Consider the following 18,852-nt stretch of genomic DNA (forward strand, 5'->3'; position numbering starts at 1 on the left):
CGCCACTACGCTCCCGGTCATGGCCACCCTCGTGCTCGTCCGTCACGGCCGCACCACCGCCAACGCCTCCGGGGTGCTGGCCGGTCGGCTGCCCGGCGTCCGCCTCGACGACGTCGGCGCAGCACAGGCCCGGCGCGCCGGCGAGCGGCTGGCCGCCGTGCGGCTCGCCGCGATCGTGAGCAGCCCGATGGAGCGGTGCAAGCAGACCGCCAAGGCGCTGGTCGCCGCCCGGGAGGAGCCGCTGCGCATTGCCTCCGAGAAGGGGCTGAGCGAGTGCGACTACGGGGAGTGGCAGGGGCGCGCGCTCAAGGACCTGGCCAAGGAACCGCTCTGGAAGGTCGTGCAGACCCAGCCCTCGGCGGCCGCCTTCCCCGGCGGTGAGTCCCTGCCGGCCATGCAGGCCCGTGCGGTGGCCGCGGTGCGCCGTCGCGACGCCGAGATCGACGCCGAGCACGGCGCCGGGGCGGTCTGGGTCGCCGTCAGCCACGGCGACATCATCAAGTCGATCCTCGCCGACGCCCTCGGCATGCACCTCGACCTCTTCCAGCGCCTGTTCGTGGACCCCGCCTCGATCTCGGTGGTGCGCTACACCGGCACCCGCCCCTACGTCGTGGCCAGCAACACCCACGAGGGATCGCTGGAGTGGCTCAACCCGCCGCCCCCGAAGGCGCGCAAGCGGGCCACCGGCAGCCGGTCCCGCGCCCGCGCAGCGGGTGACGACGACGCACCGGTGGGCGGCGGCGCCGGACCGGCTGGGGCGGGGCTCTAGGCTCCGAGCATGCCCGTCGTCCATGGTTTCGACCCGCCCGAGCGCTTCGTCGCCGGCACCGTCGGCGAGCCCGGTGCGCGCACGTTCTTCCTCCAGGCCCGCAGCGGCACCCGCATCACCAGCGTCTCGCTGGAGAAGCAGCAGGTGCTCGCGCTCGCCGAGCGGATGGACGAGCTGCTCGACGAGGTGATGGCCGCTGCCGGCAACGACCCGGTGGTGCCCGCCGTCGCCCCGCTGGGCTCGGCCGACAACGACCCTCTCGAGCAGCCCATCGAGGAGGAGTTCCGCGCCGGCACCATGACGCTCTCGTGGGACCCCGACGACCAGCGCATCGTGGTCGAGGTGTTCCCGTTCACGGAGGCGGCCGTGGTGGCGCCCGACCAGGTCGACCAGGACTTCGAGGAGCCCGAGCCCGAGGAGGTGCTGCTGGTGCGGATCCCTCCCGCCGTCGCACGCGCCTTCGTGCAGCGCGCCGAGCAGGTGGTGGAGGCCGGACGGCCCAGCTGCCCCTTCTGCGGCAACCCCGTCGACCCGCAGGGGCACCTGTGCGTGCGCGCCAACGGTTTCCGTCGCCGGGACCCGATCGAGTCGTGAGCGCGACGCCGCCGCAGGGCGAGCTCGAGCTGCAGGGCCGGATCATGCCGGCCTCCAACGCCACCTTCCTGGGCTCGATCACCGACGAGCACGGTGAGCACCGTGAGTACAAGGTCGTCTACAAGCCCGAGCGCGGTGAGCGCCCGCTCTGGGACTTCCCCGACGGCACGCTCGCCGACCGCGAGGTGGCCTCCTACCTGGTCTCGGAGGTCATGGGCTGGGACGTCGTGCCGCTCACCTGGCTGCGCGAGGGCCCGCACGGGCGCGGCATGGTGCAGCTGTGGCAGGAGGTCGACCCCGACGTCGAGGCGGTCACGCTCGTGCCGGAGGGCACGGTGCCCCCGGGCTACCTGCACGTCTTCGACGCCCTCGACGACCGCGACCGCGACATCAGCCTCGTGCACGAGGACACCACGGCCCTGCGCCGGATGGCGGTCTTCGACGTCGTCGTTAACAACGCCGACCGCAAGGGCGGGCACGTGCTGGAGATGCCCGGTGGACACCGCCACGGCGTCGACCACGGCGTCACGCTGCACCACGAGCACAAGCTGCGCACGGTGCTGTGGGGCTGGGGAGGCCGGGCGCTCGAGGACGAGGAGGTCGCCGGGATCGAGCGCGTCCGGGCCGGCCTGGCCGGACAGCTCGGGCGGCAGCTCGCCGAGCACCTGACCGACCTCGAGATCACCGCGCTCGACCGCCGCTGCGCGCGGCTGCTCTCGATGGGCTGCCTGCCGGTGCCGCGGGGCGAGTGGCCGCAGATCCCCTGGCCGCCCTTCTGACCTGCCCGTCCGCGTCGTCGCGGGAGCGGCGGCGTTAGGCTCCGCCCCATGCGTTCCTGGTCGGCTCCGGAGGTCCCCACCCTGCCCGTCGTCGGCCCCGAGGTGCGGGTGCACGACACGGCGCGCGACGACCGCGTGGTCACCGCCCCGACCGGCGCCGCGCGGCTCTACGTCTGCGGCATCACGCCCTACGACGCCACCCACCTGGGTCACGCCGCCACCTACGTGGGCTTCGACCTGCTGCACCGGGCCTGGCGCAACGCCGGCCACGAGGTCTCCTTCGTCCAGAACGTCACCGACGTCGACGACCCGCTGCTCGAGCGGGCCACCAAGGTCAAGGTCGACTGGGTCGAGCTGGCCGAGCGCGAGACCGAGCTGTTCCGCACCGACATGGAGGCGCTGCGGGTGCTGCCACCGGCGCACCTGGTGGGCGCCGTCGAGTCGATCCCGCTGGCCCTGGCGATGATCTCCGACCTGGTCGACGCCGGCGCCACCTACACGCTCGAGGGCGACGTGTACTTCCGCGCCACCGCGGACGCCGCCTTCGGGCAGGAGTCGGGCTACGACCGCGAGACCATGCTGCGACTCTCGGCCGAGCGCGGCGGCGACCCCGACCGTGCCGGCAAGGAGGACCCCCTCGACGTCGTCCTGTGGCGCGCCGAGCGCGAGGGTGAGCCGAGCTGGCCCAGCCCCTTCGGACCCGGTCGTCCCGGCTGGCACATCGAGTGCTCCGCCATCGCCCGCGAGCACCTGGGCACCGGGTTCGACGTCCAGGGGGGTGGCTCGGACCTGGTGTTCCCGCACCACGAGATGAGCGCCGGTCACGGTCAGGTGCTGCACCCCGGCCAGCCGTTCGCCCAGGCCTACGTGCACGCGGGCATGGTCGGCTACGACGGCGAGAAGATGTCGAAGTCGCGCGGCAACCTGGTCTTCGTCTCCGCGCTGCGCAACAGCGACATCGACCCCATGGCGATCCGGCTGGCGCTGCTGCGCCACCACTACCGCTCGGACTGGGAGTGGACCGACGCCGAGCTGTGGCGCGCCGTCGACGACCTCGCCAACTGGCGCCGGGCGCTGGCGCTGGGCGCCGGAGCACCGGCCGAGCCCGTCGTCGAGGTGGTGCTGGGCGCCCTGGCCGACGACCTCGACGCCCCCCGGGCCGTCGCCGCCGTCGACGCCTGGGTGGCGGCCACCCTGGGCACCGAGGGGCTCGCGGACACGACCGACCCCACCGCGGCCCGGAGCATGCGCACGCTGCTGGACGCCGCGCTCGGCCTGGCGGTGTAGAGCCGGGTCAGCCGCAGGCGCCCGGGCTCGGGGTCAGCCTCAGGCGCCGGTGGCGGTGCCGCCGTCGTCGCCACGGCGCTTGAGGTAGCGCTCGAACTCCCGGGCGATCGCGTCGCCGGAGGCCTCGGGCAGCTCGGTGGTGTCGCGGGCCTCCTCGAGCGAGCGCACGTAGTCGGCGATGTCCTCGTCGTCGCCGGCCAGCTCGTCGACCCCGCGCTCCCAGGCGCGCGCGTCCTCGGGCAGGTCGCCCAGGGGGATCGAGACCTCGAGCAGGTCCTCCAGCTGGCCCAGCAGCGCCAGCGTGGCCTTGGGGCAGGGCGGTTGGGCCACGTAGTGCGGCACCGCCGCCCAGTAGGAGACCGCCGGGATGTCGAGCTTCACGCAGGCGTCCTGGAAGACCCCGACGATCCCGGTGGGACCCTCGTAGGTGCTCTGCTCGAGCTTCAGCCGGTCCACGAGCTCGAGCTCGGTGGCGGTGCCGGTCACGGGGATCGGGCGCGTGTGCGGGGTGTCGGCCAGCAGGGCGCCCAGGGTGACGACCAGCTCGCCGCCCAGCTCGTCGCAGGCAGCCAGCAGCTCGGCGCAGAACTGGCGCCAGCGCATGTTGGGCTCGATGCCGCGCAGCAGGATGACGTCGCGGTCCAGGTCGGGCGGGCTCGCCACGGCGAGCTGGGTGCTGGGCCAGGTGATGCGGCGGTGACCGTGCTCGTCGGTGCCGACCATCGGCCGGTTGACCTGGAAGTCGTAGAACTCCTCGGGGTCGATCGCCCCGACCACCCGCGCGTTCCAGACGGTCATCAGGTGGTCGACGACGCCCGAGGCGGCGTCCGCGGCGTCGTTCCAGCCCTCGAACGCGGCGATCACCACCGGATCCACCAGGTCCGGGACGTGCTCCATCTCGATCACCCGGTCAACCCTAGTTCGTCGGCCGAGTCGACGTCTGCGTCCATGTCCGGGAGTGACCCGGGGATTCGTCGGTCGTTGAACGCCGGTGCCACCATGTGGAACCGGTGTCCACGTCGTGGACGGCATGCCTAGCGTCAACGGTGACGAGGGTGCCGCCGTCGACGCAGACCCCCGCAGGCCAGCAGAGGAGTGCATCTTGACCGAGGTGACCCAGGTGACCGAGCAGTTCCCCCCGCAGCTGCGGCCCGATGCCACCGAGCAGCTGACCGCGATGCTCGAGCAGCGCATCCTGGTCATCGACGGCGCCATGGGCACCGCCATCCAGCGCGACCGGCCCGACGAGGCCGGCTACCGCGGTGAGCGCTTCGCGGACTGGCCGAGCGACCTGCAGGGCAACAACGACCTGCTCACGCTCACCCAGCCCGAGATCATCACCGGCATCCACCGCGAGTACCTCGAGGCCGGCGCCGACCTGATCGAGACCAACACCTTCAGCGCCAACCGGGTCTCGATGGCCGACTACGGCCTGGAGGAGATCTCCTACGAGCTCAACTACGCCTCCGCGCAGCTGGCCCGCGCGGCCTGCGACGCCGTCGCGACGCCCGAGCGGCCGCGCTTCGTGGCCGGCGCGCTCGGCCCCACCACGCGGACCGCGTCGATCTCGCCCGACGTCAACGACCCCGCGGCGCGCAACATCAGCTACGACCAGCTCGTGGAGGCCTACGCCGAGGCCGCCCGCGGACTGCTCGACGGCGGCGCGGACCTCCTGATCGTCGAGACCATCTTCGACACCCTCAACGCCAAGGCCGCGATCTTCGCGATCGAGACCGTCTTCGAGGAGCACGCGCGCCGCTGGCCCGTGATCATCTCCGGCACGATCACCGACGCCTCCGGTCGCACCCTCTCGGGGCAGGTCACCGAGGCGTTCTGGAACTCCGTGCGCCACGTGCGACCGCTCGCCGTCGGGCTCAACTGCGCGCTCGGCGCCAGCGAGATGCGGCCCTACGTGGCCGAGCTCTCCCGGGTGGCCGAGACCTTCGTCTCCTGCTACCCCAACGCCGGCCTGCCCAACGCGTTCGGCGAGTACGACGAGGTGCCCGACCAGACCGCGGCGATCGTCGCGGAGTTCGCCGAGGCGGGGTTCGTGAACATCGTCGGCGGCTGCTGCGGCACCACCCCCGCGCACATCGGCGCCATCGCCCGCGAGGTGGCCGACAAGCCGCGCCGCGTGGTGCCCGAGATCCCGACCGCCATGCGGCTCTCAGGACTCGAGCCGTTCGTCATCGACGACGCCAGCCTGTTCGTCAACGTCGGCGAGCGCACCAACATCACCGGCTCGGCCCGGTTCCGCAACCTGATCAAGGACGGCGACTACGACGCCGCCCTCTCGGTGGCCGCGCAGCAGGTCGAGAACGGCGCGCAGGTCATCGACGTCAACATGGACGAGGGCATGATCGACGGCGTCGCCGCGATGGACCGCTTCCTCAAGCTGGTCGCCAGCGAGCCCGACATCAGCCGGGTGCCGGTGATGGTCGACTCCTCGAAGTTCGAGGTCATCGAGGCCGGCCTGAAGAACGTCCAGGGCAAGCCGATCGTCAACTCGATCTCCATGAAGGAGGGCGAGGACCAGTTCCGCGAGCAGGCGCGGCTGTGCCGCAAGTACGGCGCGGCGGCCGTGGTGATGGCCTTCGACGAGGACGGCCAGGCCGACAACCTCGAGCGCCGCAAGCAGATCTGCGAGCGTGCCTACCGGATCCTGGTCGACGAGGTGGGCTTCCCGCCCGAGGACATCATCTTCGACCCGAACGTCTTCGCGGTGGCCACCGGCATCGAGGAGCACGCCTCCTACGGCCAGGACTTCATCGAGGCCACCCGCTGGATCAAGCAGAACCTGCCCGGCGCCAAGGTCTCGGGCGGCATCTCGAACGTCAGCTTCTCCTTCCGCGGCAACAACCCGGTGCGCGAGGCCATCCACGCGGTGTTCCTCTACCACGCGATCGAGGCCGGGCTCGACATGGGCATCGTCAACGCCGGTGCGCTCGTGGTCTACGACCAGGTCGAGCCCGAGCTGCGCGAGCGTATCGAGGACGTCGTCCTCAACCGCCGTCCCGACGCCGCCGAGCGGCTGCTCGAGATCGCTGAGGAGCACAACCGCCAGGGCGAGCAGGCCGAGGCCGTCGCCGAGGAGTGGCGCTCGCTGCCGGTGGGGGAGCGGATCACCCACGCGCTCGTCAAGGGCCTCGACGCCCACGTGGAGGCCGACACCGAGGAGCTGCGGCAGGAGATCGCCGCGCGCGGCGGGCGCCCGATCGAGGTCATCGAGGGCCCGCTGATGTCGGGCATGGACGTCGTCGGCGACCTGTTCGGCGCCGGCAAGATGTTCCTGCCCCAGGTGGTGAAGTCCGCCCGGGTGATGAAGAAGGCCGTGGCCTACCTGATCCCCTACATCGAGCAGGAGAAGCTCGACAACCCCTCGCTGGCCACCGCCAAGGAGACCAACGGCACGATCGTCATGGCCACGGTCAAGGGCGACGTGCACGACATCGGCAAGAACATCGTCGGGGTCGTGCTGCAGTGCAACAACTACGAGGTCATCGACCTCGGCGTGATGGTGCCCGCCCAGAAGATCCTCGACGCCGCGCAGGAGCACGGCGCCGACATCATCGGGCTCTCCGGCCTGATCACCCCCTCGCTCGACGAGATGGTCACGATGGCCACCGAGATGCAGCGCCAGGGTCTGGAGATCCCGCTGCTCATCGGTGGCGCCACCACCTCGCGTGCCCACACCGCCGTCAAGGTGGACCCGCGCTACGACGGCCCGGTCGTCTGGGTCAAGGACGCCTCGCGCTCGGTGCCCACCGCCGCCGCGCTGCTCAGCGAAGAGCGTCGGGTCGGGCTGCTCAGCGACATCCAGGCCGACTACGACGCGTTGCGCACCCGTCACGCCGCCAAGGGCGAGCGCAAGCTGCTGCCCTACGAGGAGGCGAAGGCCTCGGCCACGCCGGTCGACTGGACGGGCTACGAGCCCCCGCAGCCGCGCCAGCCCGGTGTGCGCGTGCTCGAGGACTACGACCTCGCCGAGCTGCGCGAGTACATCGACTGGCAGCCGTTCTTCAACGCGTGGGAGATGAAGGGGCGCTTTCCCGACATCCTCAACAACCCCGCCAGCGGCGAGACCGCGCGCAAGCTCTACGAGGACGCGCAGGCGATGCTCGACCTGATGGTCTCCGAGCGCTGGGTGACGGCCAAGGGCGTCTACGGGCTGTTCCCGGCTGCCGGCGCCGGCGAGGACACGGTGCTCTTCACCGACGAGGACCGCACCGAGGTGCGTGCCACGCTGCACCACCTGCGCCAGCAGGGCGAGCACCGCGCCGGTGTGCCGAACCGCTCGCTGGCCGACTACGTGGCCCCGCGCGAGACCGGCCTGCAGGACTGGGTGGGAGGCTTCGCCGTCACCGCGGGCATCGGGCTGCCCGAGCGCGTGCAGAAGTTCAAGGACGAGCACGACGACTACAGCGCCATCCTGCTGGAGTCGCTCGCCGACCGCCTGGCCGAGGCGTTCGCCGAGCGACTGCACCAGCGGGTGCGCACGGAGTTCTGGGGCCACGTGCCCGAGGAGCAGCTGAGCAGCGAGGACCTGATCGCCGAGAAGTACACCGGCATCCGGCCCGCGCCCGGCTACCCCGCCTGCCCCGACCACACCGAGAAGCTCACGCTGTGGGACCTGCTCGACGTCGAGTCCAGCACCGGCATCACGCTCACCGAGTCGATGGCCATGTGGCCGGGCGCCTCGGTCTCGGGCTGGTACTTCAGCCACCCGCAGTCGCAGTACTTCGTGGTGGGTCGGCTGGGCCGCGACCAGGTGGCCGAGTACGCCGAGCGCAAGGGCTGGACCCTCGCCGAGGCCGAGCGCTGGCTCTCACCGAACCTCGGCTACGACCCCGACGACTGAGCCCGGGCCGCCGGTCGCCGGTGAGCGCAGGCTCACGTCGCCGTCGATTCGAGCGGTGCCGGCGCCGGACGATTGACTGGACCCCATGACGACGTCGCCTGCCGAGACGCCCGGACGCCGCCCCGCCGCGGTCCTGTGGGACATGGACGGCACCCTCGTGGACACCGAGCCGTACTGGATCGAGGTCGAGCACCAGCTGGCCGCCGAGCACGGCGCCACGTGGAGCCACGAGCACGCGATGAACCTGGTGGGCAACGACCTGCTCAGCTCGGGCCGCTACATCCGCGAGGTCATGGGTCTGCAGATGAGCGCCGAGGAGGTCGTGGAGTACCTGCTCGACGGCGTCGTGGCGCGGGTGCAGGAGGAGGTCCCCTGGCGGCCGGGGGCCCGTGAGCTGCTCGATGCGCTGCGGGCCGACGGCGTACCGTGCGCGCTGGTCACGATGTCCTACACACGCTTCGTCGAACCGATCCTGGCCCACCTGCCCGAGGGGAGCTTCACCACGGTGGTGACCGGCGACGCCGTCACCCACGGCAAGCCGCACCCCGAGCCCTACCTCACCGCCGCGGCCAGGCTGGGGCTCGACGCGAGCGCGTGCCTGGCGATCGAGGACTCCGCCACCGGCGCCGCCTCCGCGGCCGCCGCGGGGTGCACCGTCCTGGTGGTGCCCCACCACGTGCCGGTGCCGGCCGGGGAGGGGCGCGTGTTCGCCGACAACCTCGCCGAGATCACGGCGTCGGAGCTCAGATTGTTGCCAGATCGCGACCTGCGACCGGTCGATCTGTCGTAGCCAGGCCGCCGCACGGCGCGTATGTTCCGCCTGTTCGCTCGGCGCTCCCGTGACCTCGGGACGGTGCCGGGATGGCTCTGCTCGACATGAGGTGGAACGTGGGAAACAGGATCAATCGTGTGCGCGCCGGCGCGATCGCCGGACTCGCCGTGGGGGCGCTCGTCCTCGCCGGCTGCGCCGAGAGCAACCGCGACGGCGGCGGTGGCGGCGAGGGCGGGGGCGAGGCCCAGGCCAGTGGCGGCCAGTTCGTCTTCGCCGGGTCCGCCGAGCCGGTCACCCTCGACCCGTTCTTCGCCTCCGACGGCGAGAGCTTCCGCGTGGCGCGCCAGATGTTCGAGGGCCTGGTCGGCACGGTGCCCGGCACCGCCGACCCCGCGCCGCTCCTGGCCAAGGAGTGGGAGGTCTCCGAGGACGGCCTCACCTACACGTTCTCCCTCGAGGAGGGCGTCACCTTCCACGACGGCACCGAGTTCAACGCCGAGGCCGTCTGCGCGAACTTCGACCGCTGGTACAACATGCCGGAGAGCGCCCAGACCGAGGACCTCACCTACTACTACGGTGCGCTCTTCCGCGGCTTCGCCACCGGCGACAACGCCGCCGACGCCATCTACGACTCGTGCTCCGCGGACGACCCCGCGACCGCCACCATCACGTTGAAGAGCCCCTTCGCCGGCTTCATCTCGGCGATGTCGCTGCCGGCGTTCTCGATGCAGAGTCCCACCGCCCTGGAGGAGTACCAGGACGACGCCGCCGAGAACCCGCGCAACTCCGAGTACTCGACCGCTCGCCCGACCGGCACCGGTCCCTTCGTCCTCGGCGCCTGGAACCGCGGCGAGAACGTCACCCTCGAGCGCAACGAGGACTACTGGGGCGAGGCCGCCAAGATCGACGAGGCGATCGTCGTCGCCATCGACGACCCGAGCGCCCGCGCGACCGCCCTCACCAACGGTGAGATCGACGGCTACGACCTCGTGGGCCCGGCCGACCTGGCCCCCCTCGAGGAGGCCGGCATGACGATCGAGAACCGCCCGGCCTTCAACGTGCTGTACCTGGGCATGAACCAGAAGCAGCCGCCGCTCGACGACCCGCAGGTGCGCGAGGCGATCGCGCACGCCATCAACCTCGACGAGGTCATCAGCGCCTCGCTGCCCGAGGGCACCGAGAAGGCCATCGAGTTCATCCCCGAGGTCGTCAACGGCTACACCGAGGACGTGCCCACCTACGAGTACGACCCCGAGCTCGCGCAGCAGCTGCTCGAGGAGGCCGGCGCCGCCGGCGCGACCATCGAGTTCAACTACCCGACCGGCGTCTCGCGCCCGTACATGCCGGACCCGGAGGCCACCTACAACATCCTGCGCACGCAGCTGGAGGCCGTCGGCCTGGAGATCACGCCGACCGCCGACCAGTGGGACCCGGACTACCTGGAGAAGATCCAGGGGACTCCCGACCACGGCATCCACCTGCTCGGCTGGACCGGCGACTACAACGACACCGACAACTTCCTCGGCGTCTTCTTCGGCACCGAGCAGAACGAGTGGGGCTTCGACAACCCGGAGCTGTTCACGGCCCTGCGCGAGGCCCGCGAGCTGCCCACGGTGGAGGAGCAGACCCCCGCCTACGAGGAGATCAACCGTCAGGTCATGGAGTTCCTGCCCGGTGTGCCGCTGGCCCACCCGGTGCCGTCGCTGGCCTTCGCCCCCGGTGTCGAGGGCTACGAGCCCAGCCCCGTGCAGGACGAGGTCTGGAACAGCATCACCGTTCCCAGCGACTGACGCCGGCGCTCAGTGCTCCGCTTCACCCTGCGCCGCCTGGCGCTGATGGTGCCGCTCCTGGCAGGGCTCTCACTCCTCCTCTTCGTGTGGGTGAGGGCCCTGCCGGGCGACCCGGCCCGTGCGCTGCTGGGCCAGCGCGCCACCGACGAGAGCATCGCTCGCGTCACGGAGGCCTACGGCTTCGACCAGCCGGTGCTGCAGCAGTACGGCACCTACATGGGGTCGCTGCTGCGCGGTGACTTCCTCTCCTCCATCCGCGACGGTCGCCCCGTGCTCGAGGGCTTCCTCGAGCGGTTCCCGGCCACGATCGAGCTGGCGCTCGCCGCGCTGCTGTTCGCCGTCGTCCTGGGCATCCCGCTCGGGTACCTGGCCGCCCGCTACCAGGGGCGGTGGCTCGACTCGGTCGTCGTCTCGGGCTCCCTGCTCGGCGTCACGATCCCCGTGTTCTTCCTGGCGATCCTGCTCAAGCTGGTCTTCGCCAACTGGCTCGGGATCTTCCCCACCGTCGGTCGTCTGGATCCACGGATCGACGCCACCGACGTCACCGGGTTCGCCGTGCTGGACGGCCTGCTGACACGCGAGTTCGACGCGGCGTGGGACGCGATCATGCACCTGGTGCTGCCCGGCATCGCGCTGGGCACGATCCCGCTCGCCATCATCGTGCGGATCACGCGCGCCTCGGTGGCCGAGGTGATGCACGAGGACTACGTGCGCACGGCCGAGAGCAAGGGCCTGGCGCGCAGCGTGATCTCGCGTCGCCACGTGCTGCGCAACGCGATGCTCCCGGTGGCCACCACGATCGGTCTGCAGACCGGTCTGCTCTTCTCGGGAGCAGTGCTCACCGAGACGGTGTTCGGATTCAACGGCATCGGCTCGTACCTGTTCTCGGCCATCAGCCAACGCGACTACCCGGTCCTGCAGGGGTACATCATCTTCATCGCGATCATCTACTCGCTGATCAACCTGGCCGTCGACCTGCTCTACGGCGTCATCGACCCACGGGTGCGGGTGAGCTGAGATGAGCATCCCGATGATGCCGGCCGGCCCCGGAGGCCCTGGCGATCCCGGTGGCCCGGGCGACCCCGCCACCACCATGCTGGAGCCCACCGCCACCGAGCACGGCACGAGCCTGTGGCGCGGGGCCGTGCAGCGGCTGCGCCGCAACCCCGCCGCGATCATCGGCGCGCTGATCGTGCTGGCCTTCGTGGTCGTCGCGATCATCGCCCCGCTGCTGGCGCCCTACCAGCCGGGCACCGGCGAGTGGGCCGGCCAGGTGACGCCCGGCAAGGTGCCCGGCCCCTCCGACGAGCACGTCCTCGGCCTGGACTCCTTCGGCTCCGACATGCTCACCCAGCTGCTCTACGGCGCCCGCCAGTCCCTGGTCTACGGCGTGGTCTCCACCGCGGTGGGCCTGGTGGTCGGTGCCTCGCTGGGCCTGCTCGCCGGCGGCTTCGGCGCCGTGGGCGGCCGGTTCGGCAAGGCGGTCGACACACTGGTGATGCGCCTGGTCGACATCATGCTCTCGGTGCCCAGCCTGCTGCTCGCCGTCAGCATCGCGGCAGTGCTCGGCAAGAACGCCTACGCGATCATCATCGCCATCGGCGTCGCGCAGGTGCCCATCTTCGCGCGGCTCCTGCGCGGATCGATGCTGGCCCAGGGCCGCTCGGACTACGTGCTCGCCGCCTCCGCGCTGGGGATCCGCAAGCGACGCATCGTGATGAGCCACGTGCTGCCCAACTCGCTGGGCCCCACCATCGTCCAGGCGACGCTCAACCTGGCCACCGCGATCATCGAGGTCGCCGCCCTGAGCTACCTCGGCCTGGGCGAGGGCAACCCGGCGGTGGCCGAGTGGGGTCGGATGCTGGTCGCTGCGCAGGACCGCTTCGCCGTCGACCCGCGGCTCGCGATCTACCCCGGTGTGGCCATCGCCATCACCGCCCTGGGCTTCACGCTGTTCGGCGAGGCCCTGCGCGAGGCCCTCGACCCCAGGAGCAGACGATGACGCGGACGACCGGCACGACCGGCAACCACCCCGGCCGCGAGCCGCTGCTGGCGGTGCGGGACCTGCGCGTGGAGTTCGGCCTGCGCGGGCAGCGCAGCACCCAGGCGGTCGACGGCGTCACCTTCGACATCCAGCCGGGCGAGCACGTCGGGCTGGTGGGGGAGTCCGGCAGCGGCAAGTCGGTCACCTCGCTGGCCGTCATGGGGCTGCTGCCCCGCCGCGGGGTCCGCACCTCCGGCGAGGTCCGCTACGACGGCCGCAACCTGCTCGACCTGGGGCAGTCGGCCATGTCGAAGCTGCGCGGCCGCGACATCGCGATGGTCTTCCAGGACCCGATGACCTCGCTGAACCCCGTCGTGACCGTCGGTGTGCAGGTCGCCGAGGTGATCTCGCGGCACAACGACGTCTCGAAGAAGGAGGCGCGCGACCGTGCCGGCGACCTGTTGAAGCGGGTCGGGATCCCCGACCCCGTGCGGCGGCTCAAGGAGTACCCGCACCAGCTCTCGGGCGGCATGCGCCAGCGCGTCCTCATCGCCATCGCGCTGGCGTGCAACCCGCGCCTGCTGATCGCCGACGAGCCCACGACCGCGCTCGACGTGACCATCCAGGCCCAGGTGCTCGAGGTGCTCAAGGAGCTGGTGGCCGAGACCGACGCCGCGCTGCTCATGATCACCCACGACCTCGGCGTCGTCGCCGGCCTGTGCGACCGGGTCAACGTGATGTACAGCGGTCGGATCGTGGAGTCGACGACGCGCGACGTGCTCTTCAGCCAGCCGCGGCACCCCTACACCGGCGGCCTGCTGCGCAGCATCCCGCGGCTCGACTCACCGCGAGGCGAGCCGCTGCACGCCATCCCCGGCTCGCCCACCAGCACGCTGCCCTGGACGCAGGGGTGCGCCTTCGCCCCGCGCTGCGAGCGGGTCGTCGCCGCGTGCACCGACCAGCCGCCCGCGCTCACCGACGAGGGGATCCGCCACGTGCGCTGCCACCACCCGCTGGAGCCCACCGACCCGGTCACCGACGCCCGCAGCGAGGTGGCTCGATGACCGGCGACGACGTGCTGCTGCGTGTCGAGGGCCTCAAGGTGCACTACCCGATCCGCAGCGGCCTGGTGCTCGACCGCACCGTGGGGCACGTGAAGGCCGTCGACGGCGTCGACCTCGAGGTGCCCCGCGGACGCACGCTCGGTCTCGTCGGCGAGTCGGGGTGCGGCAAGTCGACGCTGGGCAAGGCGATCCTGCGGCTGGCGCCGGTGACCGAGGGGTCGGTGTACTTCGACGGCACCGACGTCGCCACGCTGAAGGGCGAGAAGCTGCGCACGATGCGTCGGCACCTGCAGATGGTCTTCCAGGACCCGCTGGCCAGCCTCAACCCGCGCCAGAGCGTGGAGACGATCCTCACCGAGCCCCTCAAGGCCCACGGCATCCGCTACGACAAGGCCACCCGGGTGCGCGAGCTGCTCGACCAGGTGGGTCTGCCCACCTCGGCGGCCCTGAAGTACCCGCACGAGTTCTCCGGCGGGCAGCGCCAGCGCATCGGCATCGCCCGCGCGATCGCGCTCGAGCCGCAGCTGGTGATCGCCGACGAGCCGGTCTCGGCCCTCGACGTCTCCATCCAGGCCCAGGTGCTCAACCTGCTCGACGAGCTGCAGGAGCGGCTCGGGCTCACCTACCTGGTGATCGCCCACGACCTGGCCGTGGTGCGGCACGTCTCGGACGAGGTGGCCGTGATGTACCTCGGCGGCGTGGTGGAGCAGGCCGACAGCGACGCGCTGTACGCGACTCCGCGCCACCCCTACACCAAGGCGCTGATGTCGGCGGTCCCGGTGCCGGACCCGGGGGTGGAGGCCCGCCGCGAGCGCATCATGCTGGCCGGCGACCTGCCCTCTCCGGCCGATCCGCCCTCGGGGTGCCGCTTCCACACGCGCTGCCCCTTCCGGCAGGAGACCCGCTGCCACGACGAGCGGCCGCAGCTGCGCCTGCTGGCACCTGGCCACCGGGTGGCGTGCCACTGGGCCGAGGAGATCGAGGCGGGCACGGTGCGGCCCCACGAGGTCACGGCGCAGGAGGTGGCGGACCTCCAGGGCTCGTGACGGGTCCGCTGACCGGCCGGCTGACGAGGGAGTCCGGCAGCGGGGGAGGCGTGCCGCCCCAGGCCGGGCAGATCGCCTGGTGGGCGCACCAGCCGCAGAGCCCGCTGCGGTGCGGCAGGAACTCGCCGGTCTCGTGCGCGGTGGCGATCGCACGCCAGACGGCCTCGAGCTTGCGCTCGGTGGCCATCAGGCTCTGTGCGTCCGGCTCGTAGCGGATCACCTGGCCGTCGCCGAGGTAGAGCAGCTGCAGCATGGCGGGCAGCACGCCGCGCTCGCGCCACAGCGCGAGGGCGTAGATCCGCAGCTGGAAGAGCGCCTTGGCCTCCCAGCCGACGCCGGGCGCACGCCCGGTCTTGTAGTCGACGACGCGGATCGCGCCGTCGGCCGCGACGTCGACCCGGTCGACGATGCCGCGCACCAGCAGCTTGGACTCCAGGAGCGTCTCGACGTAGAGCTCGCGGTCCGCGGGCTCGAGCCGGGTGGGGTCCTCGAGGTCGAAGTAGCGCCGCACCGAGGTCTCGCAGGTGGCCAGCCAGGCCTCGCGCGCGGCGTCGTCGGCGAAGCCCTCCTGCGCCTCCGGCTCCTGAGTGAGGATCTCGGCCCAGGCGCCCGGCACGAGCGCACCCGCGCGCTCGGGCGTGCGCTGGGGCGCAGGCAGGTCGTAGAGCTGCTCCAGCACCCGGTGCACCACGGTGCCGCGCAGCGCGTCGAGGGAGACGGGCTCGGGCAGGCGGTCGACCGACCGGAAGCGGTAGAGCAGCGGGCAGGAGAGGAAGTCGCCGGCGCGGCTGGGGGAGAGCGTGCCCAGCGGCGCGGTACCCGGCGCCGCGGCCTCCTGCGACGCGTCGCCGACCCCGCCCACCACCTGCTGGCTGCTCATCCGGACCTCCTGCGCCGCACGGTAGTGCAGCGCGCCGACAGTCCCCGCCGGCGCCGGCGGGGGCCTCGGATAGCCTCGCTACGTGCCTGACCCCGACCCGGCCCCGCAGGCCGGGCCGCCGCGCCCGCCGGGCACGCTGCGGCTGGGCCGCATCGCCGGCGCCGAGGTGCGGGTCTCCTCCACCTGGTTCGTGGTGGCCGCGCTGATCGCCGTCGTCATGGCCCCCGCCGTCGACCGGATCCAACCCGGCTTGGGCGCGGGCGCCTACGTGGCGGGCCTGGGGTTCGCCGTCGTGCTCTACCTCGCCGTGCTGCTGCACGAGGCCTCGCACGCGTTCGCCGCGCGGCGCTACGGCTTCCAGGTCGAGTCGATCACCCTGCACTTCCTGGGCGGCATGACCTCGGTCCGGGGCGAGGCGCGCACCCCGCGCCAGGAGTTCGTGATCGCCGTCGTCGGGCCGATCACCTCCCTGGCCATCGGCCTGGCCGCGCTCGGCCTGCGCCAACCCCTGACGCCGGGACTGCTCGCACTCGCCGTCGAGGCGCTGTGCGTGGCCAACCTGCTCATCGGCGTGCTCAACCTGGTGCCCGGCCTGCCGCTCGACGGCGGCCGGGTGCTCAAGTCGCTCGTGTGGCGCGTCAGCGGCGACGTGCACCGCGGCACCATCGCCGCCGGCTGGGGCGGTCGCGTCACCGCCGCGCTGGCCCTCACCTGGCCGCTCGTGCAGGAGAGCGTCCTGGGCACGCCCCCCGACCTGCTCGACTACCTGCTCGCCTTCGTCGTCGCGCTCTTCCTCTGGGTCGGCGCCTCGGCGGCCATCGCCTCGGGCCGGTTGCGACGACGCCTGCCCGGCCTGGTGGCCCGTGACCTGGCGCGCCGCACGCTGGCGGTGCCCGACGACCTGCCGCTGGCCGAGGCCGTGCGCCGCGCCCGCGAGGCCCAGGCCGGGAGCCTGGTCACACTGGGAGCCACGGGGGAGCCCCTCGGCGTCGTCAACGAGCGCGCGCTGCTGGCGGTGCCGGAGGACCGCCGGCCCTGGGTCCCGGTCTCCTCGGTGGCCCGCACCATCGCCCAGGGGCTCGCCCTGCCCGTGGGCCTGCGCGGCGAGGACCTCGTGGCCGCGCTGCAGGGCACGCCCGCGCACGAGTACGTGCTCCTCGAGGAGGACGGCACCATCTACGGCGTGCTCGCCGCCGCCGACGTCGATCGCGCTTTCCGCGAACGCTAGTCGCCTTCGGTACGGTGCGGCGCGTGAATGACGACCGTCCCGGCCAGCCCGGCCAGCCCGACGCCCCCGACGTCCCGCCCGAGGCCTGGTCGGGTGTGCACCGCGGTGTGCTGCGCGAGGGCGAGTGGGTGCGGCTGGTCGACGCCAAGGGCCGCAAGCACAACTTCGAGCTCGTCGCCGGCAAGCGCTTCTTCTCCAACAAGGGTCACCTCGACCACGACGAGCTCATCGGCCGCGAGGAGGGCTTCACCGTCACCTCCAGCGCCGGCGGGGAGTACCTGGTCTTCCGCCCGCTGCTCTCCGAGTTCGTGGTCTCGATGCCGCGCGGCGCCGCCGTGGTCTACCCCAAGGACTCCGCGCAGATCGTGGCGATGGCCGACATCTTCCCCGGTGCCCACGTGGTGGAGGCCGGCGTCGGCTCCGGCGCGCTCACCTGCTCGCTGCTGCGGGCGGTCGGTCCGCACGGCCGCGTCTCCTCCTACGAGGTGCGCGAGGAGTTCGCCGAGGTGGCGCAGCGCAACGTGCGCCAGTTCTTCGGCGCCGAGGAGGGCCGCGACCACCCCGCCTGGCACCTCACGATCGGCGACCTGGCCGCCGAGCTGCCCGCCTCGGGCGAGCGCTGCGACCGGATCATCCTCGACATGCTCGCCCCCTGGGACTGCCTGGACGCCGTCGGCGAGGCCCTGCGCCCCGGCGGCATCGTGTGCGCCTACGTGGCCACCACCACCCAGCTCTCCCGCTTCGCGGAGGCGGTGCGGCTGCACGGCGGCTTCACCGAGCCGCACGCGTGGGAGTCGCTGGTGCGGGACTGGCACCTCGAGGGGCTGGCCGTGCGACCCAGCCACGCGATGAACGGCCACACCGCGTTCCTGATCACCGCGCGCCGGATGGCGCCGGGCCAGCGGCCGCCGCTCAAGAAGCGCCGCCCGGCCCCGGGCGCCTACGGACCCGACTACACCGGCCCTCGCCCACCGGGCGTGCCCGCGCCCCCGCCCGAGGCCGACGGCGCGCCCGGCACCGACGGCTGATGCGACCGTTCCTGCTGCTCTCCATCCGTGCCGAGGAGCGGGCCGCGCTCGAGGAGGAGGCGGCCTTCCGACGCTTCCTCGGCGTCGGGGCCGAGGGCCTCGAGCGCGCCCAGCTCGGTCCCGAGCCCTGGGTGGCCGACCACGTCGACCGGTGGTCGGGCATCCTCCTGGGCGGGGGAGCGTTCACCACCACCGAGCCGGCGGAGCACAAGTCGCCCGAGCAGGTGCAGGCCGAGGCCGACATCGCCCGGCTGCTCGACGACGTCGTCGCCGCCGACCACCCCTTCCTGGGCGCCTGCTTCGGCATCGGCACGCTCGGCGGCCACCAGGGCGGCGTCGTCGACCGCGAGCACCCCGAGCCGGTGGGTCCGCTCGAGGTGACGCTCACCGAGGAGGGGGAGGCGGACCCGCTGATGGCCGGGCTGCCCCGTGACTTCGCGGCCTACGGCGGCCACAAGGAGGCGCTGGCCGCGGTGCCGCCGGGCGCCACGCTGCTCGCCACCTCGCGCGCCTGCCCGGTGCAGGCCTTCCGGGTCGGGCAGCACGTCTACGCCACCCAGTTCCACCCCGAGCTCGACCTGGCCGGCGTGCTCACCCGGATCGCGGTCTACGCCACCTACGGCTACTTCGACCCCTCCGAGGAGGCCGAGCTGACGGCGCGTGCGCAGGCGGTCGCCGTCGAGCACCCGATGCGGATCCTGGCCAACTTCGCTGCTCGCTACACCCGCGACTGAGCAGCCCATCCGTGCGTGGAGCGGTCCGCGGAACGGTCC

The 18,852-nt window shown here is 72.3% G+C and carries 16 protein-coding genes; 14 read left to right on the forward strand and 2 right to left on the reverse strand.

Annotated elements, in window-relative coordinates; all coding sequences use genetic code 11:
- The first annotated feature begins 19 nt into the window (after positions 1 to 19).
- Genes ABD948_RS16275 through mshC form a run of 4 tightly spaced genes read left to right on the forward strand, consistent with a single transcriptional unit; the run spans position 20 to position 3,429 of the window.
- On the forward strand, positions 20 to 769 hold the full coding sequence (locus ABD948_RS16275) for an MSMEG_4193 family putative phosphomutase (protein ID WP_345267714.1): 750 nt from the start codon (positions 20 to 22) through the stop codon (positions 767 to 769).
- Between the two features lie 9 nt (positions 770 to 778).
- Positions 779 to 1,363, forward strand: coding sequence for a DUF3090 domain-containing protein (locus tag ABD948_RS16280; RefSeq protein ID WP_345267716.1), 585 nt, complete (start codon positions 779 to 781; stop codon positions 1,361 to 1,363).
- Positions 1,360 to 2,142 carry an SCO1664 family protein gene (locus ABD948_RS16285; RefSeq protein ID WP_345267718.1) on the forward strand — a complete coding sequence of 261 codons (783 nt, stop codon included), beginning with the start codon at positions 1,360 to 1,362 and terminating at the stop codon, positions 2,140 to 2,142. Before ABD948_RS16280 ends, ABD948_RS16285 begins: the two co-directional genes overlap by 4 nt.
- A gap of 48 nt (positions 2,143 to 2,190) precedes the next feature.
- Positions 2,191 to 3,429, forward strand: coding sequence for a cysteine--1-D-myo-inosityl 2-amino-2-deoxy-alpha-D-glucopyranoside ligase (gene mshC, locus ABD948_RS16290; RefSeq protein ID WP_345267720.1), 1,239 nt, complete (start codon positions 2,191 to 2,193; stop codon positions 3,427 to 3,429).
- Positions 3,430 to 3,468: 39 nt separating this feature from the next.
- Here the strand turns inward: mshC and ABD948_RS16295 are convergent, their stop codons facing one another.
- Complete coding sequence (locus ABD948_RS16295) at positions 3,469 to 4,326, reverse strand: PAC2 family protein (protein WP_425576628.1); 858 nt, start codon at positions 4,324 to 4,326, stop codon at positions 3,469 to 3,471.
- 214 nt (positions 4,327 to 4,540) lie between these two features.
- On the opposite strand from ABD948_RS16295, the gene metH reads away from it, so the two are divergent.
- The 7 genes from metH (at position 4,541) to ABD948_RS16330 (ending at position 14,943) form a co-directional block, all read left to right on the forward strand.
- On the forward strand, positions 4,541 to 8,287 hold the full coding sequence (metH, locus tag ABD948_RS16300; protein WP_425576629.1) for a methionine synthase: 3,747 nt from the start codon (positions 4,541 to 4,543) through the stop codon (positions 8,285 to 8,287).
- A gap of 85 nt (positions 8,288 to 8,372) precedes the next feature.
- Positions 8,373 to 9,077, forward strand: a complete 705-nt coding sequence (locus tag ABD948_RS16305; RefSeq protein ID WP_345267724.1) for an HAD family hydrolase — start codon at positions 8,373 to 8,375, stop codon at positions 9,075 to 9,077.
- 71 nt (positions 9,078 to 9,148) lie between these two features.
- A complete protein-coding gene (locus ABD948_RS16310; protein WP_345267726.1) occupies positions 9,149 to 10,849 on the forward strand; it encodes an ABC transporter substrate-binding protein in 1,701 nt (566 codons plus the stop codon).
- A gap of 12 nt (positions 10,850 to 10,861) precedes the next feature.
- Positions 10,862 to 11,866 carry an ABC transporter permease gene (locus ABD948_RS16315; protein WP_345267728.1) on the forward strand — a complete coding sequence of 335 codons (1,005 nt, stop codon included), beginning with the start codon at positions 10,862 to 10,864 and terminating at the stop codon, positions 11,864 to 11,866.
- A 1-nt stretch (position 11,867) separates the two neighbouring features.
- Complete coding sequence (locus tag ABD948_RS16320; protein ID WP_345267730.1) at positions 11,868 to 12,851, forward strand: ABC transporter permease; 984 nt, start codon at positions 11,868 to 11,870, stop codon at positions 12,849 to 12,851.
- Positions 12,848 to 13,897: an ABC transporter ATP-binding protein gene (locus tag ABD948_RS16325; RefSeq protein ID WP_345267732.1), complete on the forward strand. Its 1,050-nt coding sequence runs from the start codon at positions 12,848 to 12,850 to the stop codon at positions 13,895 to 13,897. Before ABD948_RS16320 ends, ABD948_RS16325 begins: the two co-directional genes overlap by 4 nt.
- Positions 13,894 to 14,943: an ABC transporter ATP-binding protein gene (locus ABD948_RS16330; RefSeq protein WP_345267734.1), complete on the forward strand. Its 1,050-nt coding sequence runs from the start codon at positions 13,894 to 13,896 to the stop codon at positions 14,941 to 14,943. Before ABD948_RS16325 ends, ABD948_RS16330 begins: the two co-directional genes overlap by 4 nt.
- On the opposite strand, the gene ABD948_RS16335 is transcribed toward ABD948_RS16330, so the two are convergent.
- Positions 14,906 to 15,823: a RecB family exonuclease gene (locus tag ABD948_RS16335; RefSeq protein WP_345267736.1), complete on the reverse strand. Its 918-nt coding sequence runs from the start codon at positions 15,821 to 15,823 to the stop codon at positions 14,906 to 14,908. The genes ABD948_RS16330 and ABD948_RS16335 overlap by 38 nt on opposite strands.
- Before the next feature lie 82 nt (positions 15,824 to 15,905).
- On the opposite strand from ABD948_RS16335, the gene ABD948_RS16340 reads away from it, so the two are divergent.
- The 3 genes from ABD948_RS16340 to ABD948_RS16350 all read left to right on the forward strand — a co-directional run bounded on the left by ABD948_RS16340 (position 15,906) and on the right by ABD948_RS16350 (position 18,813).
- Positions 15,906 to 17,051 (forward strand): site-2 protease family protein, encoded by a 1,146-nt coding sequence (locus ABD948_RS16340; protein ID WP_345267738.1) that lies wholly within the window; start codon positions 15,906 to 15,908, stop codon positions 17,049 to 17,051.
- A gap of 95 nt (positions 17,052 to 17,146) precedes the next feature.
- Positions 17,147 to 18,079, forward strand: coding sequence for a tRNA (adenine-N1)-methyltransferase (locus ABD948_RS16345; protein WP_345268037.1), 933 nt, complete (start codon positions 17,147 to 17,149; stop codon positions 18,077 to 18,079).
- Positions 18,079 to 18,813 carry a glutamine amidotransferase gene (locus ABD948_RS16350; RefSeq protein WP_345267740.1) on the forward strand — a complete coding sequence of 245 codons (735 nt, stop codon included), beginning with the start codon at positions 18,079 to 18,081 and terminating at the stop codon, positions 18,811 to 18,813. The genes ABD948_RS16345 and ABD948_RS16350 overlap by 1 nt, the downstream gene beginning before the upstream one ends.
- Positions 18,814 to 18,852 lie beyond the last annotated feature (39 nt).

It is taken from the genome of Nocardioides nanhaiensis (assembly GCF_039542785.1).
Taxonomy (GTDB): Bacteria; Actinomycetota; Actinomycetes; order Propionibacteriales; family Nocardioidaceae; genus Nocardioides; species Nocardioides nanhaiensis.

Coding starts and splice junctions, on each gene's coding strand:
- ABD948_RS16295 (WP_425576628.1), bottom strand. CDS start 4,326: ATGGAGCACGTCCCGGACCTGGTGGATCCGGTGGTGATCGCCGCGTTC.
- ABD948_RS16305 (WP_345267724.1), top strand. CDS start 8,373: ATGACGACGTCGCCTGCCGAGACGCCCGGACGCCGCCCCGCCGCGGTC.
- mshC (WP_345267720.1), top strand. CDS start 2,191: ATGCGTTCCTGGTCGGCTCCGGAGGTCCCCACCCTGCCCGTCGTCGGC.
- ABD948_RS16335 (WP_345267736.1), bottom strand. CDS start 15,823: ATGAGCAGCCAGCAGGTGGTGGGCGGGGTCGGCGACGCGTCGCAGGAG.
- ABD948_RS16275 (WP_345267714.1), top strand. CDS start 20: ATGGCCACCCTCGTGCTCGTCCGTCACGGCCGCACCACCGCCAACGCC.
- ABD948_RS16330 (WP_345267734.1), top strand. CDS start 13,894: ATGACCGGCGACGACGTGCTGCTGCGTGTCGAGGGCCTCAAGGTGCAC.
- ABD948_RS16350 (WP_345267740.1), top strand. CDS start 18,079: ATGCGACCGTTCCTGCTGCTCTCCATCCGTGCCGAGGAGCGGGCCGCG.
- ABD948_RS16310 (WP_345267726.1), top strand. CDS start 9,149: ATGGCTCTGCTCGACATGAGGTGGAACGTGGGAAACAGGATCAATCGT.
- ABD948_RS16280 (WP_345267716.1), top strand. CDS start 779: ATGCCCGTCGTCCATGGTTTCGACCCGCCCGAGCGCTTCGTCGCCGGC.
- ABD948_RS16325 (WP_345267732.1), top strand. CDS start 12,848: ATGACGCGGACGACCGGCACGACCGGCAACCACCCCGGCCGCGAGCCG.
- ABD948_RS16320 (WP_345267730.1), top strand. CDS start 11,868: ATGAGCATCCCGATGATGCCGGCCGGCCCCGGAGGCCCTGGCGATCCC.